Annotated in this window: 12 protein-coding genes and 1 pseudogene; 10 read left to right on the top strand and 3 right to left on the bottom strand. The window is 51.1% G+C overall.

What is annotated here, in order from left to right; all coding sequences use genetic code 11:
• The first annotated feature begins 162 nt into the window (after positions 1 to 162).
• Positions 163 to 1416, top strand: coding sequence for an enolase C-terminal domain-like protein (locus QLG08_RS17715; protein ID WP_013024487.1), 1254 nt, complete (start codon positions 163 to 165; stop codon positions 1414 to 1416).
• Positions 1417 to 1639: 223 nt separating this feature from the next.
• Here the strand turns inward: QLG08_RS17715 and QLG08_RS17710 are convergent.
• The 3 genes and pseudogenes from QLG08_RS17710 to QLG08_RS17700 form a co-directional block, all read right to left on the bottom strand.
• Positions 1640 to 5271 (bottom strand): annotated as a pseudogene (locus QLG08_RS17710) (Ice nucleation protein).
• A 458-nt stretch (positions 5272 to 5729) separates the two neighbouring features.
• A complete protein-coding gene (locus QLG08_RS17705; RefSeq protein WP_014595259.1) occupies positions 5730 to 7067 on the bottom strand; it encodes a nitrate/sulfonate/bicarbonate ABC transporter ATP-binding protein in 1338 nt (445 codons plus the stop codon).
• Between the two features lie 10 nt (positions 7068 to 7077).
• The gene (locus tag QLG08_RS17700) at positions 7078 to 8814 is read right to left on the bottom strand and encodes an ABC transporter permease subunit (RefSeq protein ID WP_014595258.1); all 1737 of its coding nucleotides are present in this window, start codon (positions 8812 to 8814) and stop codon (positions 7078 to 7080) included.
• 957 nt (positions 8815 to 9771) lie between these two features.
• On the opposite strand from QLG08_RS17700, the gene QLG08_RS17695 reads away from it, so the two are divergent.
• From QLG08_RS17695 to QLG08_RS17655, 9 genes are all read left to right on the top strand, one after another.
• Positions 9772 to 9909 carry a hypothetical protein gene (locus QLG08_RS17695; protein WP_019105056.1) on the top strand — a complete coding sequence of 46 codons (138 nt, stop codon included), beginning with the start codon at positions 9772 to 9774 and terminating at the stop codon, positions 9907 to 9909.
• Between the two features lie 330 nt (positions 9910 to 10239).
• A complete protein-coding gene (locus QLG08_RS17690; RefSeq protein WP_013024482.1) occupies positions 10240 to 11208 on the top strand; it encodes a hypothetical protein in 969 nt (322 codons plus the stop codon).
• 5 nt (positions 11209 to 11213) lie between these two features.
• Positions 11214 to 11810: a hypothetical protein gene (locus tag QLG08_RS17685; protein WP_064373173.1), complete on the top strand. Its 597-nt coding sequence runs from the start codon at positions 11214 to 11216 to the stop codon at positions 11808 to 11810.
• A gap of 160 nt (positions 11811 to 11970) precedes the next feature.
• Entirely contained in the window at positions 11971 to 12567 is a 597-nt protein-coding gene (locus QLG08_RS17680; protein ID WP_217268067.1) for a hypothetical protein, read from the top strand.
• Positions 12568 to 12700: 133 nt separating this feature from the next.
• The gene (locus QLG08_RS17675; RefSeq protein ID WP_049791778.1) at positions 12701 to 13291 is read left to right on the top strand and encodes a hypothetical protein; all 591 of its coding nucleotides are present in this window, start codon (positions 12701 to 12703) and stop codon (positions 13289 to 13291) included.
• A 441-nt stretch (positions 13292 to 13732) separates the two neighbouring features.
• Complete coding sequence (kduI, locus tag QLG08_RS17670; protein ID WP_014606663.1) at positions 13733 to 14569, top strand: 5-dehydro-4-deoxy-D-glucuronate isomerase; 837 nt, start codon at positions 13733 to 13735, stop codon at positions 14567 to 14569.
• Between the two features lie 55 nt (positions 14570 to 14624).
• Positions 14625 to 15386: a 2-dehydro-3-deoxy-D-gluconate 5-dehydrogenase KduD gene (gene kduD / locus QLG08_RS17665; RefSeq protein ID WP_042677839.1), complete on the top strand. Its 762-nt coding sequence runs from the start codon at positions 14625 to 14627 to the stop codon at positions 15384 to 15386.
• Positions 15387 to 15768: 382 nt separating this feature from the next.
• The gene (locus tag QLG08_RS17660; protein WP_064352885.1) at positions 15769 to 16848 is read left to right on the top strand and encodes a glycoside hydrolase family 88 protein; all 1080 of its coding nucleotides are present in this window, start codon (positions 15769 to 15771) and stop codon (positions 16846 to 16848) included.
• A 29-nt stretch (positions 16849 to 16877) separates the two neighbouring features.
• Complete coding sequence (locus QLG08_RS17655; RefSeq protein WP_064352886.1) at positions 16878 to 19367, top strand: hypothetical protein; 2490 nt, start codon at positions 16878 to 16880, stop codon at positions 19365 to 19367.
• Positions 19368 to 19453: the final 86 nt, after the last annotated feature.

Genomic DNA, 19453 nt, shown 5'->3' with positions numbered 1-19453 from the left:
CTGAGACGTTTCATTAGATCGCCGTCACAAAAATAGCAGTGCAGAATTCAAGCCGGATAAATTTATGATAGAAAGGCAATGTTGTATGACAACATACCATTAAACCCTGCGTAGCAGAGATGAGTACGGTGCGGTTAATGTTCTGAATAATAAGGAGCTAGTGTGAGCAATCTGTTCATCACCAATGTAAAAACAATTTTGACTGCGCCGGGCGGCATCGATCTGGTGGTGGTTAAAATTGAAACGAATGAGCCCGGACTGTACGGTTTGGGTTGCGCCACCTTTACCCAGCGCATTTACGCCGTACAAAGTGCCATTGATGAGTACCTTGCCCCGTTTCTGATTGGCAAAGATCCCGCCAGAATAGAAGATATCTGGCAGTCCGCCGCAGTGAGTGGCTACTGGCGCAATGGTCCGGTAATGAATAATGCCCTTTCCGGCATTGATATGGCGCTATGGGATATCAAAGGTAAACAGGCTGGCCTGCCGGTTTATGAACTGTTGGGTGGGAAATGTCGCGACGGTATTGCGCTCTATGTGCACACCGATGGCGCCGATGAAGTTGAAGTGGAAGACAGCGCTCGCGCCAAAATGGAAGAAGGCTACCAGTATATTCGCTGCCAGATGGGCATGTACGGCGGTGCCGGTACTGATGACCTGCGACTGATTGCCAATCGCATGGTGAAAGCGAAAAATATTCAACCCAAGCGCTCGCCTCGCACCAAAGCCCCGGGGATCTATTTTGATCCGGAAGCCTATGCGAAAAGCATTCCGCGTCTGTTTGATCATCTGCGCAATAAACTGGGTTTCAGCGTGGAGCTACTCCATGATGCCCATGAACGTATTACGCCGATTAATGCCATTCATATGGCTAAAGCGCTGGAGCCTTATCAGCTTTTCTTCCTTGAAGATCCGGTTGCTCCCGAGAATACGGAGTGGCTGAAAATGTTGCGCCAGCAGTCTTCCACGCCGATCGCAATGGGCGAGCTGTTCGTTAACGTGAATGAGTGGAAGCCGTTGATCGACAATAAGCTGATTGATTATATCCGCTGTCATATCAGCTCGATTGGCGGTATCACACCGGCGAAAAAAATCGCCATCTACAGTGAATTAAACGGTGTTCGCACCGCCTGGCACAGCCCTGGGGATATCTCCCCGATTGGGGTTTGCGCAAACATGCATCTGGATCTGAGCTCGCCTAATTTCGGCATTCAGGAATACACGCCAATGAATGATGCGCTACGTGAAGTCTTCCCGGGCTGTCCTGAAGTGGATCAGGGCTATGCTTACGTCAATGACAAGCCGGGGTTAGGGATTGATATCAACGAAGCGCTGGCGGCGAAATTCCCCTGCGAGGGCGGCAATCCGACCTGGACGATGGCCAGGACTCCGGATGGCACAGTCTGGCGTCCCTGAGTCATCAGGTCTTTTTGCAGAGGCTCAGCAATGGGCCTTTTTGCTTTTCCCTGGCATTGTTGGCCTGGCCGGCCTGGACCACAACAGGCCGTTCAGGTCGGCTTTACTGTGTTCAGGGACAGATAAATAACCAACAAGAACACGCTTCTCTGCTTTTTTAAGCCTGGTCTGCGCGCTGTATAAACCTCCCGTCCCCTCGCGAACATTCCCTCTGTTATGGCGATTATTCTTCGGGTTTATTCACGATATTATTGTCCTCATCCATCTGGTAAGGCATATCCGCTTCTATTCCTCCCTTTCCGGTTTTAGCGACCACGTTAGTGTAGCGCTTTCCATCCCAGCAGCGAAAAATCAGAACTGAGTTTTCCCCGGCGGTCAGGGTTGAACCATTGCTTCCTATCAGCTTGCTACGGCATCCGGCGGTGAGAATGCTGTTGATGCCCGCCGTCAGCTTGCTTCGATCTCCCGCCATGAGGATGCAGTCATTGCCTGCCGTGAGTTTGCTGCGATCGCCAGCGGTGAGATAGCTGTTGTTGCCTGCCAGAAGCTTGCTGCGATCCCCGGCGGTTTGGGTGCTGTCCGCTCCGGCAATCAGCTTGCCGCGCTCTCCGGCCATTTGCACACTGTCTGCCCCGGAGATCAATGTGCTGCGATAACCCGCCGTTTGTGAGCTGCCCTTTCCCGCAATCAGCATGCTGCGGTTGCCGGTGATCTGGGTGCTTTCCGGGCCAGCAATCAACGAGCTTCGGTGGCTGGCGATCTGATTACTGCCATATCCCGCCGTCAGACTACTGCGTCTGCCCGAAATCAGGCTGCTTCCGTAACCGGCGGTGAGTACGCTGCGAAGTCCGCTGATCAACGTACTGCCATAACCCGCCGTCAGGAAGCTGCGAATACCGCTGGTCAGCGAACTGCCGTAGCCTGCGATCAGGGAGCTGTCGGCGCCCGCCGTTGCGGTACTGCCGTAACCTGCCGTTAGCGTACTACTGTGCTCGGCCGTTTGCGTGCTGCCGTAACCGGCTGTCAGCGTACTTTGATAACCCGCCGTCTGGGTACTACCGTAACCGGCAATCAATGAGCTGTCATAACCGGCCATTGAGGTACTGCCGTATCCGGCAGTCAACGAACTCTGTTCTCTGGCAGTCTGCGAACTCCCGTAACCAGCCATCAACGTACTTTTAAAACTGGCGGTCTGGGTGCTGCCGTAGCCTGCGATCAGTGAACTCTCATAACCTGCCGTAGAAGTACTGCCGTAGCCGGTCGTCAGATCGCTATTCTCCTGCGCCGTCTGGGTGCTGCCGTAACCGGCCGTCAGAATACTGTTGTAACCGGCGGTCTGCGTGCTGCCGTAGCCCGCGATCAGGGAACTGTCGGGGCCTGCCGTCGAGGTACTGCCGTAGCCCGTGGTCAGATCGCTGCGCTCCTGCGCCGTCTGGGTGCTGCCGTAACCGGCCGTCAGAATACTGTGATAACCGGCGGTCTGCGTGCTGCCGTAGCCTGCAATCAACGAACTGTCGTAACCCGCCGTCGAGGTACTGCCGTAGCCCGTGGTCAGATCGCTATTCTCCTGCGCCGTCTGGGTGCTGCCGTAACCGGCCGTCAGGATGCTGTTGTAACCCGCTGTCTGCGTGCTGCCATAGCCCGCGATCAGAGAACTGTCGGCGCCGGCGGTTGAGGTGCTGCCGTAGCCGGTCGTCAGCACACTCTGTTCGCGCGCCGTCTGCGTACTGCCGTAACCCGCCGTCAGGCTACTGTGATAGCTGGCGGTCTGGGTGCTGCCGTAGCCCGCAATCAGGGAGCTGTCGGCACCGGCGGTTGAGGTACTGCCATAACCTGCGGTGAGATCGCTGCCCTCCTGCGCCGTCTGGGTGCTGCCGTAACCGGCCGTCAGAATACTGTTGTAACCGGCGGTCTGCGTGCTGCCATAGCCTGCAATCAGGGAACTGTCGGCGCCGGCGGTTGAGGTGCGCCGTAGCCGGTTGTCAGCACACTCTGTTCGCGCGCCGTCTGCGTACTGCCGTAGCCCGCCGTCAGGCTACTGTGATAACTGGCGGTCTGGGTGCTGCCGTAACCTGCAATGATTGAGCTGTCCGAGCCTGCCGTGCCGGTGCTGCCGTACCCGGCAGTGAGGTCACTGCCTTCTCTCGCCGTCTGGGTACTGCCGTAGCCCGCCGTTAGCACACTGTTGTAGCTGGCTGTCTGCGTGCTGCCATAGCCTGCGATCAGTGAACTATTTGCCCCGGCTGTAGACGTACTGCCATAGCCGGTGATGAGATCGCTTTCGTTCTGCGCGGTCTGCGTACTGCCGTAACCCGCTGTCAGCGTGCTACCGTAACCCGCTGTCTGGGTACTGCCATAGCCCGCGATCAATGAACTTTCATAGCCTGCCGTAGAGGTACTGCCATAACCGGCCGTAAGATCGCTGCCCTTCTGCGCGGTCTGGGTACTGCCGTAACCGGCTGTCAGCGAGCTGTCTTCGCCTGCCGTCTGGGTACTGCCGTAACCGGCGATCAGGGAGCTGTCGTCACCCGCCGTACCGGTACTGCCGTAACCGGCCGTAAGGTCGCTGCCCTTCTGCGCGGTCTGGGTGCTGCCATAACCGGCTGTCTGGGTGCTCTCTTCCCCGGCCGTCTGGGTGCTGCCGTAGCCCGCGATTAATGAACTGTCGGCACCCGCCGTGCCGGTACTGCCATAACCCGCGGTAAGATCGCTGCCCTTCTGCGCGGTCTGCGTGCTGCCGTAACCGGCTGTCAGCGAGCTGTCTTCTCCCGCCGTCTGGGTACTGCCGTAACCGGCGATCAGGGAGCTGTCGGCGCCCGCCGTGCCGGTACTGCCGTAACCGGCGGTGAGATCGCTGCCTTTCATGCCGGTCTGCGTGCTGCCATAACCGGCTGTCTGGGTGCTCTCTTCCCCGGCCGTCTGGGTGCTGCCGTAGCCCGCGATTAATGAACTGTCGGCACCCGCCGTGCCGGTACTGCCATAACCGGCCGTAAGATCGCTGCCCTTCTGCGCGGTCTGGGTACTGCCGTAACCGGCTGTCAGCGAGCTGTCTTCGCCCGCCGTCTGGGTACTGCCGTAACCGGCGATCAGGGAGCTGTCGGCGCCCGCCGTGCCGGTACTGCCGTAACCGGCGGTGAGATCGCTGCCTTTCATGCCGGTCTGCGTGCTGCCGTAACCCGCCATCTGGCTGCTCTCTTCACCTGCGGTTTGGGTACTGCCGTAGCCCGCGACTAATGTGCTGTCTGATCCCGCTGTACCGGTGCTACCGTAACCGGCAATTAATGTGCTGCTATCACCCGCCGTCTCAGTACTGCCATATCCGGCAATCAGCTGACTCTGATGCGTGCCGCTGAGCGTACTGCCATAGGTTGCGATTTCAATCGTTTGTGTCGGCTGCGTACTGCCTGATTCGATGGTCGCATCAATATCATCTGTTACAGGCAGCGATCGATTGCCTGCCTTTACCTCTGAAGTGACATCAGGCGCTCCAGGCCCGGCCTGCATTTCCGTACAGGCAACGTAATCAGCCCGATGGTGCAGGATAAATTGCATCGCACTGGTTTTCGTTCCAACGTGAAGAACCTCAGCACGGGGAAATTTAATCCAGCCATGAGTTTCAATAGCGATACACTCATCGGCAGCCACTTCAGCGACAACCCACCTGGCATCAGCGTGCAGGCTCAGCGGTGAATCCGATCCTTTTCCCCAGATTAGCCCCGTTAGTCCGTTCTCAAAGCCTTTAACCGGCTTCCAGTATTTACACTCTACGATACCGCTTAACGGCCAGATGATTCCGCCGTGATCGGCCATATTATTAGCACAGGTACGTAATATTAAAACCTTGTCTTCTTTCATGTCTAAACCTTCATTTCATTAGGGCATGAAAACAGTCTTACTCCTCTGGTTCTAAAAGAACCTAATCCTAATTGTTTAACCATCGCCCAACTCACAAACATTAATGAGATCACGAAATATTAATAAATAATAAATTACCGCCACTTAATTTTCAGAAACCATAAAATTAATAAATAAAACAGAATTAAATATTCACCAATAATCAATTCACCCCAAAATAATAAGAGAAAAAAACACGAACAAGCCAGTTAAACAACTGGCTTTCAATGTGCAGGCAATGAATTATAGTCATCAAATACCACAATAAACCATTTACCTCTGCGGAATAAGAACAGTGTAAACCGCGTTTATTTATCTTTCAGAAAGGATTATTGCCTTGAGAATCTTTCAGGCACCATCCCGTGCAGAGTAACGGGATGGTGTAAGGGATAGCGCAACGTTTTGCTGAGCGAGCAGAATTAAAACTCAACGTCTTCCAGACTAAAATATTCGGTCTGATCGTTATAAGAGAAGATCTCTGCATAGCGGCCCCAGTTGATCACGCTGTCCAGCGTCTCTTTGGCGGCGCTGTCAGCCAGTGAGTCTTCCAGCTCCTGCTCGAAACGCATGCGTGGCGCACGATGACCGGGACGTTCATCCAGCACGGTTTTAATCAAGGCGGCCAGCGGCACATAGCGCAGCAGATGATCGGCAAACATGACTTTGCGCTGCTGGGTATCCGATTCGGCAAAAACCCGGGCAGGTGGCGTCAGGAAAATATCCCCTTCCCTGACGTCGGCAAAGCCCAGTGACTGTAGCACTTCGGCTATCGGGAACAGCTCATCGACCTCCAGATGCAGCGAACGCGCAACATCCGGCATGTCTGCACGACCGTGATAGGGCGCGGCCGCCAGGGTTTCAATCAGGCCGGCCATCAGGTTAGTTGATACCTGCGGCAGGTGCGTGCCCAGCCTGAGGCTCTTTTTCACATTATCGCTGGTTGGCCTGGCGGTCATCTGCGTGTACACATCATCAACCAGACGACGGAATGCGGGATCAAGGCGATTGCGGGGATGGCCAAAGGGCACTTTGATTTCAGCCACCACGCGTCCGGGATTCGACGACAGCACCAGAATGCGGTCGCACATAAACACGGCTTCTTCGATATTGTGAGTGACAATCAGCACCGACTTCATCGGCATCTGCCCTTCGTTCCACAAATCGAGTAAATCCGTACGCAGCGTTTCGGCGGTTAATACATCCAGTGCAGAGAAAGGCTCATCCATTAATAAGAGAGTGGGATCAACCACCAGCGCGCGAGCAAAACCGACACGCTGACGCATTCCGCCTGACAGCTCGCGTGGGTAGGCGTTTTCAAAACCGTCCAGGCCGATCAGGTCGATGGCTGCCAGGGCGCGTTTTCTGCGCTCCGCTTTTTCCACGCCCAGCGCCTCCAGGCCAGCTTCCACGTTTTGCAGTACCGTCAGCCAGGGAAACAGCGCAAAGGTCTGGAACACCATCGCCACGCCTTTGGCCGGCCCGTTAAGCGGCTTGCCCAGATACTCAACCGCGCCCGAACCTGGCGTGATCAGGCCAGAAATGATGCGTAACAACGTGGATTTCCCTGAGCCTGAGCGGCCCAGCAGACCGACAATTTCCCCTTCCTGCAGGGTGAGATTAACGTCATCCAGAATCAGTACTTCACCATGCGTTTTATCATAACCGTGCTTAATGTCTTTCACCGTCAGGACCGCTTTGCGCCCTTCTGGTTTCCTGTTCGACACGTCTGGGTTCAGTGTGGGTGGATTATTTAACATCAGGTGTCCCTTAATTGGCACGGAATTTTGATTCGGCGTACACGTACAGCGGTCGCCACAACAGACGGTTGAACAGGGTGACAAACAGCGACATCACCGCGATACCGAGAATGATTTTGGGGAAATCCCCGGCGGCGGTGGTTTGTGCGATGTAGGCACCTAAACCGTGCGCCGTGACCTGCGTATTCCCCCACTGCACAAATTCAGACACGATGCTGGCGTTCCACGCGCCTCCGGAAGCGGTAATCGCGCCCGTAATGTAATAAGGAAAAATGCCGGGCAACATCACCTGGCGCCACCATTGCCAGCCGCGGATATGAAAGTTCGCTGCGGCCTCTTTGTAGTCATTCGGAAACGCAGTAGTCCCTGCCACAACGTTAAACAGAATGTACCACTGGGTGCCAAGCACAATGAGCGGTGACAGCCAGATATCGGGATTGAGATGAAAATGCACAATCATAATCACGAAAACCGGGAACATCAGGTTTGCCGGGAAGGCTGCCAGAAACTGAGCCACGGGCTGAATCTTGCCCGCCAGAGCAGGCCGCAGGCCAATCATTACGCCTAACGGCACCCATATCAGCGACGAAATCAGAATCAGCACCGTCACGCGCAATAAGGTAATCAGCCCCAGCGTGAAAACGTGTTTCACCTCATCCAGCGTCACGCCGATCTGAACGTAAGTAATGACCCGGTAAACCACATAGAGGGTCAGTAAAATGACGAACGCGCCCCAGACAATGTCACCCAGCCTTGAAGCGCGGCGAGTATTGTTCTCGAAACGCACGGGTGCCGCTGTCGGCCAGCGCCATGAGATACGCGCCAGCGCGGACAGCAGCAGCCGTAACGGCGTGAAGATCTGATGAATCAGACGGGTTCGACGCATTAAATCGCGCACCCAGGAGGTTGGCGCATTTCCTGAGCGGGTGTTTTCCATGCGGAACTTATCTGCCCAGGCGACCAGCGGTCTGAACAGCAACTGGTCGTAAGCCAGAATCACAATCACCATGGTGAGTAACACCCAGCCTACCGCGTGGATATCTTTATGCAGAATAGCCTGCGCCAGATAGCCACCGACACCGGGCAAGGTAAAGGTGTTATTGCCGACCGTGATCGCTTCAGAGGCGACAATAAAGAACCAGCCGCCTGACATCGACATCATCATGTTCCATACCAGCCCCGGCACAGCAAAAGGCGCATCCAGCTTCCAGAAACGTTGCCATCCGGTCAGATGAAATCCGCGCGAGACTTCTACCAAATCGGCTGGCACGGTGCGCAACGACTGATAGAAGCTAAAGGTCATGTTCCACGCCTGGCTGGTGAACAGGGCAAAGATGGCCGCCAGTTCTACGCCCAGCACCTGCCCCGGAAAAAGCGCAATAAAGAAGGTGACGGTAAAGGAGATGTATCCCAGCACCGGCACAGACTGCAGGATATCCAGAATTGGCACCAGCACCTTTTCAGCACGGCGGCTTTTGGCGGCCAGCGTGCCGTAAATCAGGCTGAACACCAGGGAAGCCAGCATTGCCACCAGCATGCGCAGCGTGGTGCGCATGGCATATTCCGGCAGATTAGTGGGATCGAGCGAGATAGCTTGGGTTTTTAAACTGTCTATCGGCATCAACGTTTGATGAAAGCCGACCGCGACCATAGCAATCAGACAAATGATCAAGGGAAAAGCCACGGCATCCCAGACGTTAGGCAATAACCGTCTGTTGGCCGCCAGCATGGTGAATCGGAAGTTCATGAACCCTCTCTTCTTTTCATCACGGGAGCGACTGAATTATTTCAGGTGAGGGATTATCAGGCAGGATTGTTAAACGTATGCTCACCTGATGACCGGGTTTTTATTAATTTTTTGTGAAAGCAATACTGGGCGCTTATCGCCCATCCTGAAATGCATTAATTTCCCATGAAAAACCGGATCCTAATGTCGTCAGGACGCTTCAAACCCCAGATGGTTAGTGAATCACAGATTAGCTTTATCACTATGATTAACCCGTTACAAGAGTGTTAATGACCCCCGAGGATTCATCATATCCTGCTACATCACCCCTGATGGATGAATGCCGCGTCAGGCCTTATTCAGGTGATAACAATCAGGGAGGTGCCGACATAAAATATTAGAAAAATTGAAGCAGAGATTGCTTGCCTGCGTGTTGATAAATATGGCGCTAAATCAGGCTTAAAATCTTACCTCAAAAAATGAGGCCTGTTCACTTTTGTAAGATCCACGCCTTGCGACGGGATGACAATACTGGAGGCCATAAACTTCCCGCTCAAGTAATGCAGGCGATTTCCACATTGATGTTCAAATGAAGACCGAGTCTTAAACGTTACGATGTGTAAACCTGATGAAAAGAACCCGCTTTAAAGGCAGGACGCAACGAGATAAAGGCTTTCTTGAAATAACGCTGGATATAAAACGGATATTCCCTGTCCGACGGACAGACAGGGAAACGCTTTTTAGTTATGTACTTTGACGGGTGTACATTTTGGCACGGTAACAACGGGTTCCTGCCCCAGGATCCCGGGGATCATCTGAGACTGACAGTCAAAAATGCGACCTTTATCTGTAGTGGCGCGATAAGAGAGCATTTGAGAGCCCAAGGTATCTGGTTTAGTCGCGGATACATTAGTTACAGTGATTTCATCGGAAGAGCTCAGACCCAGCATTTTTGCTGTCTCAGCCTGAAGGGGAGGAATGGCTTCATTAGATGACATCGTGCTACAGCCACTCAGCGCAAGCAGAGAAAAAGCAACAAGTACCCTGTTTTTCATGATTTTGTTTATCCCAAACATAGTAAAAGGAGAGGTTAAAAAAACTCAAGCATTTGATTAATTCCTGCACGATAGTTTTAAACCTTTCTGCCACATTAAAGCAACATATTATGTAGGCCGGGTTTGACCCGTTTGGCTGAAAAAAGGCGTTTAACCGAGCGCCCTGTAAACAAGTCGCCGCCTGGACATGCTGGATTGTCATGAAATGTAAAGCCGGATTAATCACTTGATAAGCAACAGACTTCTGACAGAGGGATGACTGACAAGGACGGGGGCAGTAACACATTGATGGCTCTAATGGATCATTAAGACTATTCTTAATTAATTCGTTTCCGCTGCGCTTTACCCTTGACGCTTCGCAATCCGGTTTTCATCAGCAAGGAGTGAGCTAATGGCCTTACCAGGACAGTCTTCAAACAATCTTCCTGACTACAATATCGCGCGACGACTGGGCATGGTGTCCGCAGATGACATTGATTTCACCGCTTTGGCCAATCGTCTGGATTGCACGCGGGATTTCAGTCAGGTGGGCATCATCTATTCCGATGGCCGCGAACAATGGCTTGTTCGCCCTTCGCGTCGCTACGCTTCGTCGAACCAAAGTAATGTAAGTCATGTGGTGATTACGAAGGTTCCGACTGTGACATCTCAGACGGCAGCCAAATCCATCACCGACACATTGAGCAAGCCCTCTCTTGCGAATGAAATAACGTCCACTGCGTTTTCATGCGGGGCTGCTGTAGCTACTGCATTTCTCGCGATCGCAGCAGGAAGTACGGTGCCATTGACAGCAGGCGCAACAGGCGTTGTTGCTGGGATAATCGCAGCCGGAACATTTGCGACTGTAGGTCAGTGCATCAATGGCGGCGCCCGATTACTGTTAATCAGTGCAGGCCATGAAGAAAGCGTCAACTGGATAGATAGTCAGGGTTGGTACACAGCGACCTGTACCGCTTTGGATCTTATTTCTTTGGCAGGCGCAGGTGCAGGACTCAAAGGCATATTTGATACTTACAAACTGATGCGAGGCGCTTCTTCCGCGCGCGCAATTGAGTGGTTAAAAACGTTGAGCAGAGCAGAAAGGAAGCGGATCACTCAAGAGATCATTCGAATTCAAAACCCAGGTATCTCAAATTCCGGCATAAAAGCGATTATGCATATGGGTGGCTATCCAAAGCGCTTTCCAACAGAGGCGTTGCAGAAATCACTACAAAAAGAGCTAGCTAACGCAATTATTAACACCTCTGCATTCGCTGGCAGTGCTTTGACGGGTACTATTCGTAATCCACAGACTGTATCACAATCAGGAAAGTATATTATAGGATTACTCCAGTCATTTAACGCTACAGGAATTAATTGATATACATGCTAAAAAAACTAAAAAAAACACTTACCTTAAGTAAAAGTTATAGCAAAAAAATTGATACATTTGACATTGCCAAACTGGAAAAGGTAAAGGATGAAATGATTGATGAAATGGAAGAACCTGTCGGTTGGCATACCATGGGACTTCCGCTTGTCGCAAGCTGTTTTCTGGCTATATTCAGTTTTGTCATTCCTCAGACGTCTTTATGGCAAGGCATATATACGCTAATGGGCTGGCCAAAATATGCCTTAATGATTGGCATTATGGTTGCCGCTTTTTTTTATGCTTTCCTTGTTGTCCTGTCATTGTTATTTATCTCGAAAGGCAGTTATGTTTTTTTAAGATTTCATCTACTTGTCCTTGCGATAACAACTTTATTCTCTTTGTTCTTTGTCTGTTACTGTTTCTTTTCATGGCTGACAGGCTCAGGCGTGCATGCGTTACTGTTTGGACTTTCATTTCCGGGACTGTTTGCTGCCTGTCTTTCCTGGAAGTGTCTGGATACTGACATGTTTTATCGCATGATTGCTTACTGCTTGCATAATCGTGCATGGCGTAAGCAAATTGAAGGACAAAGAAAAAATCACGCCTCGTAAAATAAGGAATTTTCAGAACTGGAAATTCAATATTTATGGCCTCGTTTCGGGGCTATTTAATTAAAAATCAGTTACAATACTACCGCATATTGACCTGATATTAGTGGATGAAATCAGCACTAAATTTTTTAATAAAAACGCGCATGGCAGGCTCATTATCATGTTTAAACATCTAAAAAATGCATTAGCGCTCAGCGAAAAATTTAGTGCGAAAATCGTAAAGGGGAATGATGAACAACTTGAATCCGTTAAGGATGAGATGATGAATGAGATGGATGCTTCTATTGGATGGCATACTATGGGCATTCCTCTAATAATAAGCGCAATACTCACAGTAGTTAGTTTCTCTCTGCCTCAAATTTCTATTTGGCATGGAATTTCAAAATGGATGGACTGGTCAAAAAACGCTTTTTTCATCGGCGCTATGATCACGGACTTAGTGGGTTGCATTATTATCATTCCATTAATGGCGGTCGTTGGTAAAGGGCAATATCTTGCGCTAAAAAGCTATGTTTACATAGCCTTTAGCACTGCTACATTAGCAATATCCTTCCTAATATATACGATATTAGGAACATTACTTGGTGCAGACATAAAAACCACACACTTAATAGTTTCAATCATTGGCGTCATTCTGATAATACTAAGTTTTATGTGTATTAATAGTTTAGTTTTTTATCGTATGATTGCTTACTGCTTGCATAATCGCGCTTGGCGTAAACAAATTGAAATGCAAAGAGAAAAACCACATCTCTAAAAGAGAGGAATTTATAGCCTCGCTTCGAGGCTTTTCCGTTGAAGCATACTTAAAAATTAAAAACATGGTGACCCTATTTTATTAAATAAACACATCCTGTATTGATAAAAAACCAAGGAAGTTTTTGATAATCATGTTTTATAATCTGAAAAGTTCATTAGCGCTTAGCAAAAAGGTCACTGCACAAATTAGTAAAGCTAATGATGAACAACTTGAATCCATTAAAGATGAGATGACAGATAAGATGGAAGTGCCAATTGGATGGCATATTATGGGTATCCCTTTAAGCTCAAGTCTAATATGCTCACTGTTTTCTTGTGCGATGTCTCTGATGCCATTAGGCATTAAAATGATCGATAACTTCAATTGGCCTAAATATCCTACATTGACAGGCGTATTTATCACTTCGATTATTTATTGCCTGTTCGTCTACATCTCTGCATTTTCCATAGTCAGGGGCTTCTATCACGCTATAAAGATATACCTTGCTATTTATGTTTTTACAACAACACTGGCAAGCCTCAATTTTATATTTGATATAGTCGCAATTTATCAGGCCCGAATGCACAGCGCATGGCTAATTAGCTCTTCTGTTATCAGCATGCTCCTCATTATTTTTTGCATTAGATCCCTTAATAGCAGGATGTTTTACAAATCTGTTGCATATTATTTGTTTGCACGCGCCTGGCGTAAAAAGCTGTATCGGCAAAAGTATAAACCCTGAGCATTAAATATATTTTCTGACTATAAAATCTTTACCTAATACTATTTATAACGAACGTGTTATTAAGATTATAAATTCTTTCAAAATTTGGTAAATCAATGTCACTTTAAAAGTATCAAGAAAATCCTCAAGAAGTATTAACAAAAACAAATCAACATTAACAACCATCTAATAATATAAATATTAAAACAACTGATAAAAATCACAAATTAATAAAGCTCACATGCATTTCACTTTATAATTAACAAATTAAATTACATGAACACCTCACATCCCATAAAAAAAACCAGAGCCATCTCACCAATTCAATTTAAAAATAAAACATTGTTTCAATTTTAATTGAAAAGAGATTTTTTGCCGAATAGGATGCACAAAAATGAATTCATGCTGCTTTAATTCATTACTGAATAAATTTACTTGCACCACTAACGGGAGGTTAACGTGGAAGTCAGACAAAGCATTCATAGCGCCCACGCCAACGCGCTGGATACACAAGGATTACGCGATGAATTCTTGATTGAGAAGATCTTTGTGCCCGATGAGTTCACCATGGTGTACAGCCATATCGACCGTATCATTGTTGGCGGCGTGATGCCGGTCGGCCAGGCTGTCGCGATAGGTAACGATGTGGGTAAGCAACTTGGCGTCAGCTATTTTCTGGAGCGTCGCGAACTCGGCATGATTAATATCGGCGGGCCCGGTCAGGTCACCATTGATGGCGAAGACTATGAGATCGGTCATCGTGAAGCGCTGTATATCGGCAAAGGTGCCCGAGAAGTCCTGTTCAGCAGCCTGGCCCCCCATCGCCCCGCGAAGTTTTATTACAACTGCGCACCGGCGCATAAAACATTGCCCATCCGCAAAGTGACGGCTGGCGATGCCGCTGCCGTCACGCTCGGCGATAACCTCACGAGCAATCGCCGAACGATCAACAAGTATCTGGTTCCTGACGTCCTGGAAACCTGCCAGCTCAGTATGGGGTTAACGCAGCTTGAACCCGGCAACCTCTGGAATACCATGCCGTGTCATACCCATGAACGCCGTATGGAAGTCTATCTCTATTTCGATATGGATGATGACGCCTGCGTTTTTCATATGATGGGTGAGCCACAGGAAACGCGTCATCTTCTGGTTCACAACGAGCAGGCCGTCATTTCACCGGCCTGGTCGATCCATTCAGGTGTCGGTACGAAAGCCTATACCTTTATCTGGGGAACAGTCGGTGAAAACCAGGTGTTTGATGATATGGACCACGTATCGGTCAAGGATCTGTGCTAATCCTCACCAATGCGCCGCCTGTCAGAAGCAGGTAGCGCGTGAATAAGGAGTCCACATGATACTGAATGCGTTTTCTCTTCAAGACAAAATCGCGGTGGTTTCGGGCTGCAATACCGGCCTGGGTCAGGCTATGGCATTGGGACTGGCTGAAGCCGGTTGCAATATTGTTGGTATTAATCAGGTTGAACCCGACGAAACGATTAAACAGGTGACCGCGCTGGGACGTCGATTCCTTAGCCTGAAAGCTGATTTGCGTAACATTGATGCTATTCCTGCCCTGCTGGACAGCGCCATCGCCTACTTTGACCGCATTGATATTCTGGTGAATAACGCGGGCATGATTCGCCGTGAGGATGCCATCAACTTCAGCGAACAGGACTGGGATGATGTGATGGATCTGAATATCAAGAGCCTGTTCTTTATGTCGCAGGCCGCCGCCCGACATTTTATTGCCCAAGGGAATGGGGGCAAGATCATCAACATCGCCTCAATGCTCTCTTTTCAGGGCGGGATCCGCGTGCCTTCTTACACCGCGTCTAAAAGTGGCGTAATGGGCATAACCCGCTTGCTGGCCAACGAGTGGGCGAAGCACCGTATTAATGTCAACGCAATTGCCCCGGGCTATATGGCAACCGATAACACGCAGCAACTGCGCGCTGATGCACAGCGAAGTGCCGAAATCCTCGATCGCATTCCCGCCGGTCGCTGGGGAAAACCAGAGGACCTGATGGGGCCGGTGGTATTTCTTGCCTCACGAGCTTCTGACTATATGAATGGCTATACGATTGCCGTCGATGGCGGCTGGCTCGCGCGTTAAGGCTGAGCATTAAGCCTTTACGTCTGCCCGGGCGAGCCTGTCGTTATGCGTGAATAATGATGGCAGGCAGCCCGATTAATCAGGCAGGCAATCGCATCATTAAAGCCGGTTTTACTCTCTTATGAGAAAGAATAATGATTGAGGCCAGAATAGTGACCCTGAACGCCAACCGTATGAATAAGTCAATATATCTGGTTAATGTAAAACTGGCTTCTTAAGGCCAGCCGATAATGATGACGTCATGGGATTTCATTTCCCAGAGAAACCTATGGATAACCGTTATTCCCGCCTGTCGAGGCGAATAAGGACGTCAAGGTTACAGTGAATAATCACAGAAATATAAAAAACGAGTAAGGATTTATACAGCATTGAGGGAAACATAATGGAATTATTATCAACAGCCCGCCAACTTGATCTGTTACTTAATGGATTTACACAGCTAAAAGACGAAGGCAAATTTAACGAACCCAATATGGATGGCACAGCGGGGGATTACATCTCATTTGCTAACTGGGAATGGCCGCAGGGCGTTGGCCTGTTCGGTCTGGTGAGATTATGGGAGTTGACCCGTCGCGACGATATTTACCAAATCATTGAAAACTGGTTTCAGCAAAATATTCAAAAAGGCCTGCCCCCGTTAAATATTAATACCACCGCCCCCATGCTGCCGTTATCCCTGTTGTGGACACATAACCGGGCACCACATTATCAAGCGGTGCTGGATAGCTGGGCCGACAGGGTGATGACAGAGCTGCCGCGTACCCCGGAACAAGGCTTCCAGCACGTGGTGTCCGACGGCATTAACCCCATGGAGATATGGGATGACACACTGTTTATGGTGGTGCTGTTTCTCGGCCATTACGGTGTAGCTTCCGGACGACAGGCGCTGGTCGATGAGGCCGTACGCCAGTTTTTACTGCATGCCCGTTATCTTAACGATCCGCAGACCGGTTTATGGTTTCACGGCTGGAGCTTTGCCGAGAAGAGCCATTTTGCTCAGGCCCGCTGGGCGCGGGGAAATGCCTGGATAACCGTCGGCATTATTGAGTTTCTGGAACTGACCCAGCTTCGCGGCGGGGTCCGTGACTATTTACTCGAATGCCTGAAAACGCAAATTAATACATTAATCACGCTGCAATCTGAGAGCGGTGCATGGCACACGCTGCTCGACCATCCAGACAGCTATGAAGAAATATCGGCTACCGCCGGATTTGGCTATGGCTTATTAAAAGGCGTTCGTCTTGGCTATGGCGATGAACGTTGGTTGCAGGCAGGTTTACAAGCCCTGGGCGCGGTACAGCGAAATATTGACAGCAGCGGCACAGTCCACAACGTCTCTTATGGCACCCGCATGGGAAGAGCCCTGCAGTTCTATAAAGACATTCCGCTACAGCCAACCGGTTATGGCCAGGCGCTGGCTATTTTATGCCTGACCGAAGGGTTAAGACATTTAAAAAAATAACAGGACGTCGACACCAGGAGAATATCATCATGGACCAGAACCATTATTGTTACTTCCCCCTTAACCAGAATGAAGCCGTTCGCTACTGGCAGTTATCCGCGATTTCTTCACAGCGCTATGATGTGCCCAATGCGCCGATGTCCGGTGAAATGGATCCGTTTTTCTTTCTGAGCCAACATAAAAACTTTATTCCCCATACCTATCCCTGTCGTACGCAGTTTCAGCAACACTATGCCGGAAAAAAGCCCACTCCTTTCGGCGATACTACCCTGAAAAACTGGTGGTTCCCTTTTGGTTCCGATCGGGTCGATTTATCAGGTTTCTGGTTCCGGGCCACGCGCATCGGCGCTCAGGCAGAAACCTACCTTGTTGCGGAACAACGTGGCCTGTACCGTTTTCGGCTGACCACCTGCGGTGCCGCCTGTATTACGCTGAACGGCGGTGATGTGGCATGGCAGGCAGACTATCAGCGTAATCTGGAAAGCACCGTTGAGTTCGCGCTCATGCTGGATGCCGGGGTGAACGCTATCGCGGTCTGGTTCGATGACCTGGCCGAACGCGATGTGCGCTTCTTTTTTCAACTGGACTATGTTGAAGGTGCGCCGCTGCAGGTGGCACTGGCAACACCGATTGAGGCAGATCGGGTGCGGCAAATGGAAGCCCTGCTCGAAGGCATGGCGTTTGAACAGCCGACCTACACAGGCGGCACCGTTCGCCTGTGCTTCCCAATCCCAGCCCCGGAAACGCTGAACCTGAATATCCGCGTGCAGGGCGACTTTATTTCGCTAGACCAGCCCGTGCTTCTCAACGCGGTTTTACATCAAGGCGAAACGGTGGCTGAGATTGCCGAAAGCGACGCGTTGCCGGCTGATTTTCGTCATTTCGTTATCAGCATGGAAAAAGACAACTTTCATATCAGGCGCACCCTGGGCGTTGAGATCTGCCATGCAGAGCAACAGGCGCAGGTGCCGAAAACGGCAGACGCGCGTGCAGACGAAGCGCTGATGCATGTTGCCCTGCACGGCGAATACAGCAGCGTAAAAGCGCTGGCCCGGCTAGCCTGCGGGAGGGATGACACCGAAACCCAGAACATGCTGGAAGGCGTTTTAACACCGGTTGAAGAGTGCCATGACTGCGCCGACTTTACGCTTGTGCCGCTGCTGTGGTGTCGGATCCAGTGGGCGGATCGCATTGCCGCTCCCGTTCGCGAGAAAATGGATCGGGCGATTTTAGCCTTTCGTTACTGGATGGATGAGCCGGGAAATGACGTGCAGTGGTATTTTTCTGAAAACCATGCGCTGTTGTTTCATACCGCCGCCTACCTGGCGGGAAGCACCTTTCCGGATAAAACCTTTGTACGATCCGGCCGCCTGGGCGGCGATCAGGCAGAGGCAGGCCGTCAGCGCGTGCTGGCATGGCTGGATCACTTTGAACAATGCGAGATGGCCGAATGGAATTCCGCGCCTTACTTCCCTATCGATCTCAAGGGATTAACCGCCCTCGCCGCCCTGGCACCGGATGCCGAAATCGTTGCCCGCAGCCAGCGCGCTATCCTCCGCCTGCTGGAGCAGATTGCACGATCCAGCCATCAGGGCATGCTCACCGCATCGCAAGGTCGTTCATACGAGCACACGCTGCGCGCAGGTCGCTCGCTGGAGCTGTCCGCAATTTCGCGCCTGTTGTGGGGCAAAGGCAACGTTGGCTGTCGCTTTCATGCCTTACCGCAGCTGGCACTACTGTTAAAGCAGGGCAAACTGACGCACTCACCTGAACTGGCAAAGGTGGCGGTATGGCGAGGTGACAGCGCGCTGGAATGGTATTTCGCTCAGGGGCTTAACCGCATTGCGCGCCTTTACCACTATAAAACCCGCGACGTGGCAATGGGTTCCCTTGCCGGATACCGCTGGGGCGAATGGGGCTATCAGGAAACCCCGATTCATCTGAGGATCGGCGAGACGCCTGAGGCGCAGATCTGGATCAACCATCCAGGTGAACGCCTGCACAGTGGCTTCGGGCGGCCTTCCTACTGGGGAGGATGTGGCACGCTACCGCGCGTGCAGCAGTATCGCGGCCTGGCGATCGTTCTGTTTCGTGTTCATGAAGGGCAGCCTGATTTTTCTCACGCCTGGCTGCCGCAGCGCTATTTTGATGACGTGCGTTGCTACGATAAACGCATTCTGCTGCGCAGTGGTAAAGGTATGGTACAGATCTCCGGCAACCGCGCGTTCCAGCGGATCGCTCATGGCCCGACACAGCACTGTGAAGTCCGCTTGCCGGGGCAGGAAACCTGCTGGCTGATTCGCCTGAATGACGATCCGCGGCTGGATAACCTGGCGGATTTTGAGGCGCGATTTGCACAGCTCACCGTTGAGCGGCGCGAAGACGGCACCTTTTACGTCAACGATCCGCAATATGGCGAGGTGTTTTTCCAGCCAAACGGCTGTGTTTTCGGGCAGGGGAGGTTACTGGATCCTGACAGCTGGACAATTTCCGGCGACAGCCACGAACTCCCCTTGTAATTCTGCCGTGCCAATCCCTGGCATCAGGTTTTACGGATATCGCCAGCCCGGCTGACGTCGGGCTTTATCCGTGCAGTGATGACGGG

The sequence above is a fragment of the Pantoea sp. V106_11 genome, from assembly GCF_029967885.1.
Classification (GTDB): Bacteria; Pseudomonadota; Gammaproteobacteria; order Enterobacterales; family Enterobacteriaceae; genus Pantoea; species Pantoea ananatis.
This window is presented reverse-complemented; position numbering and strand designations above follow the sequence as displayed.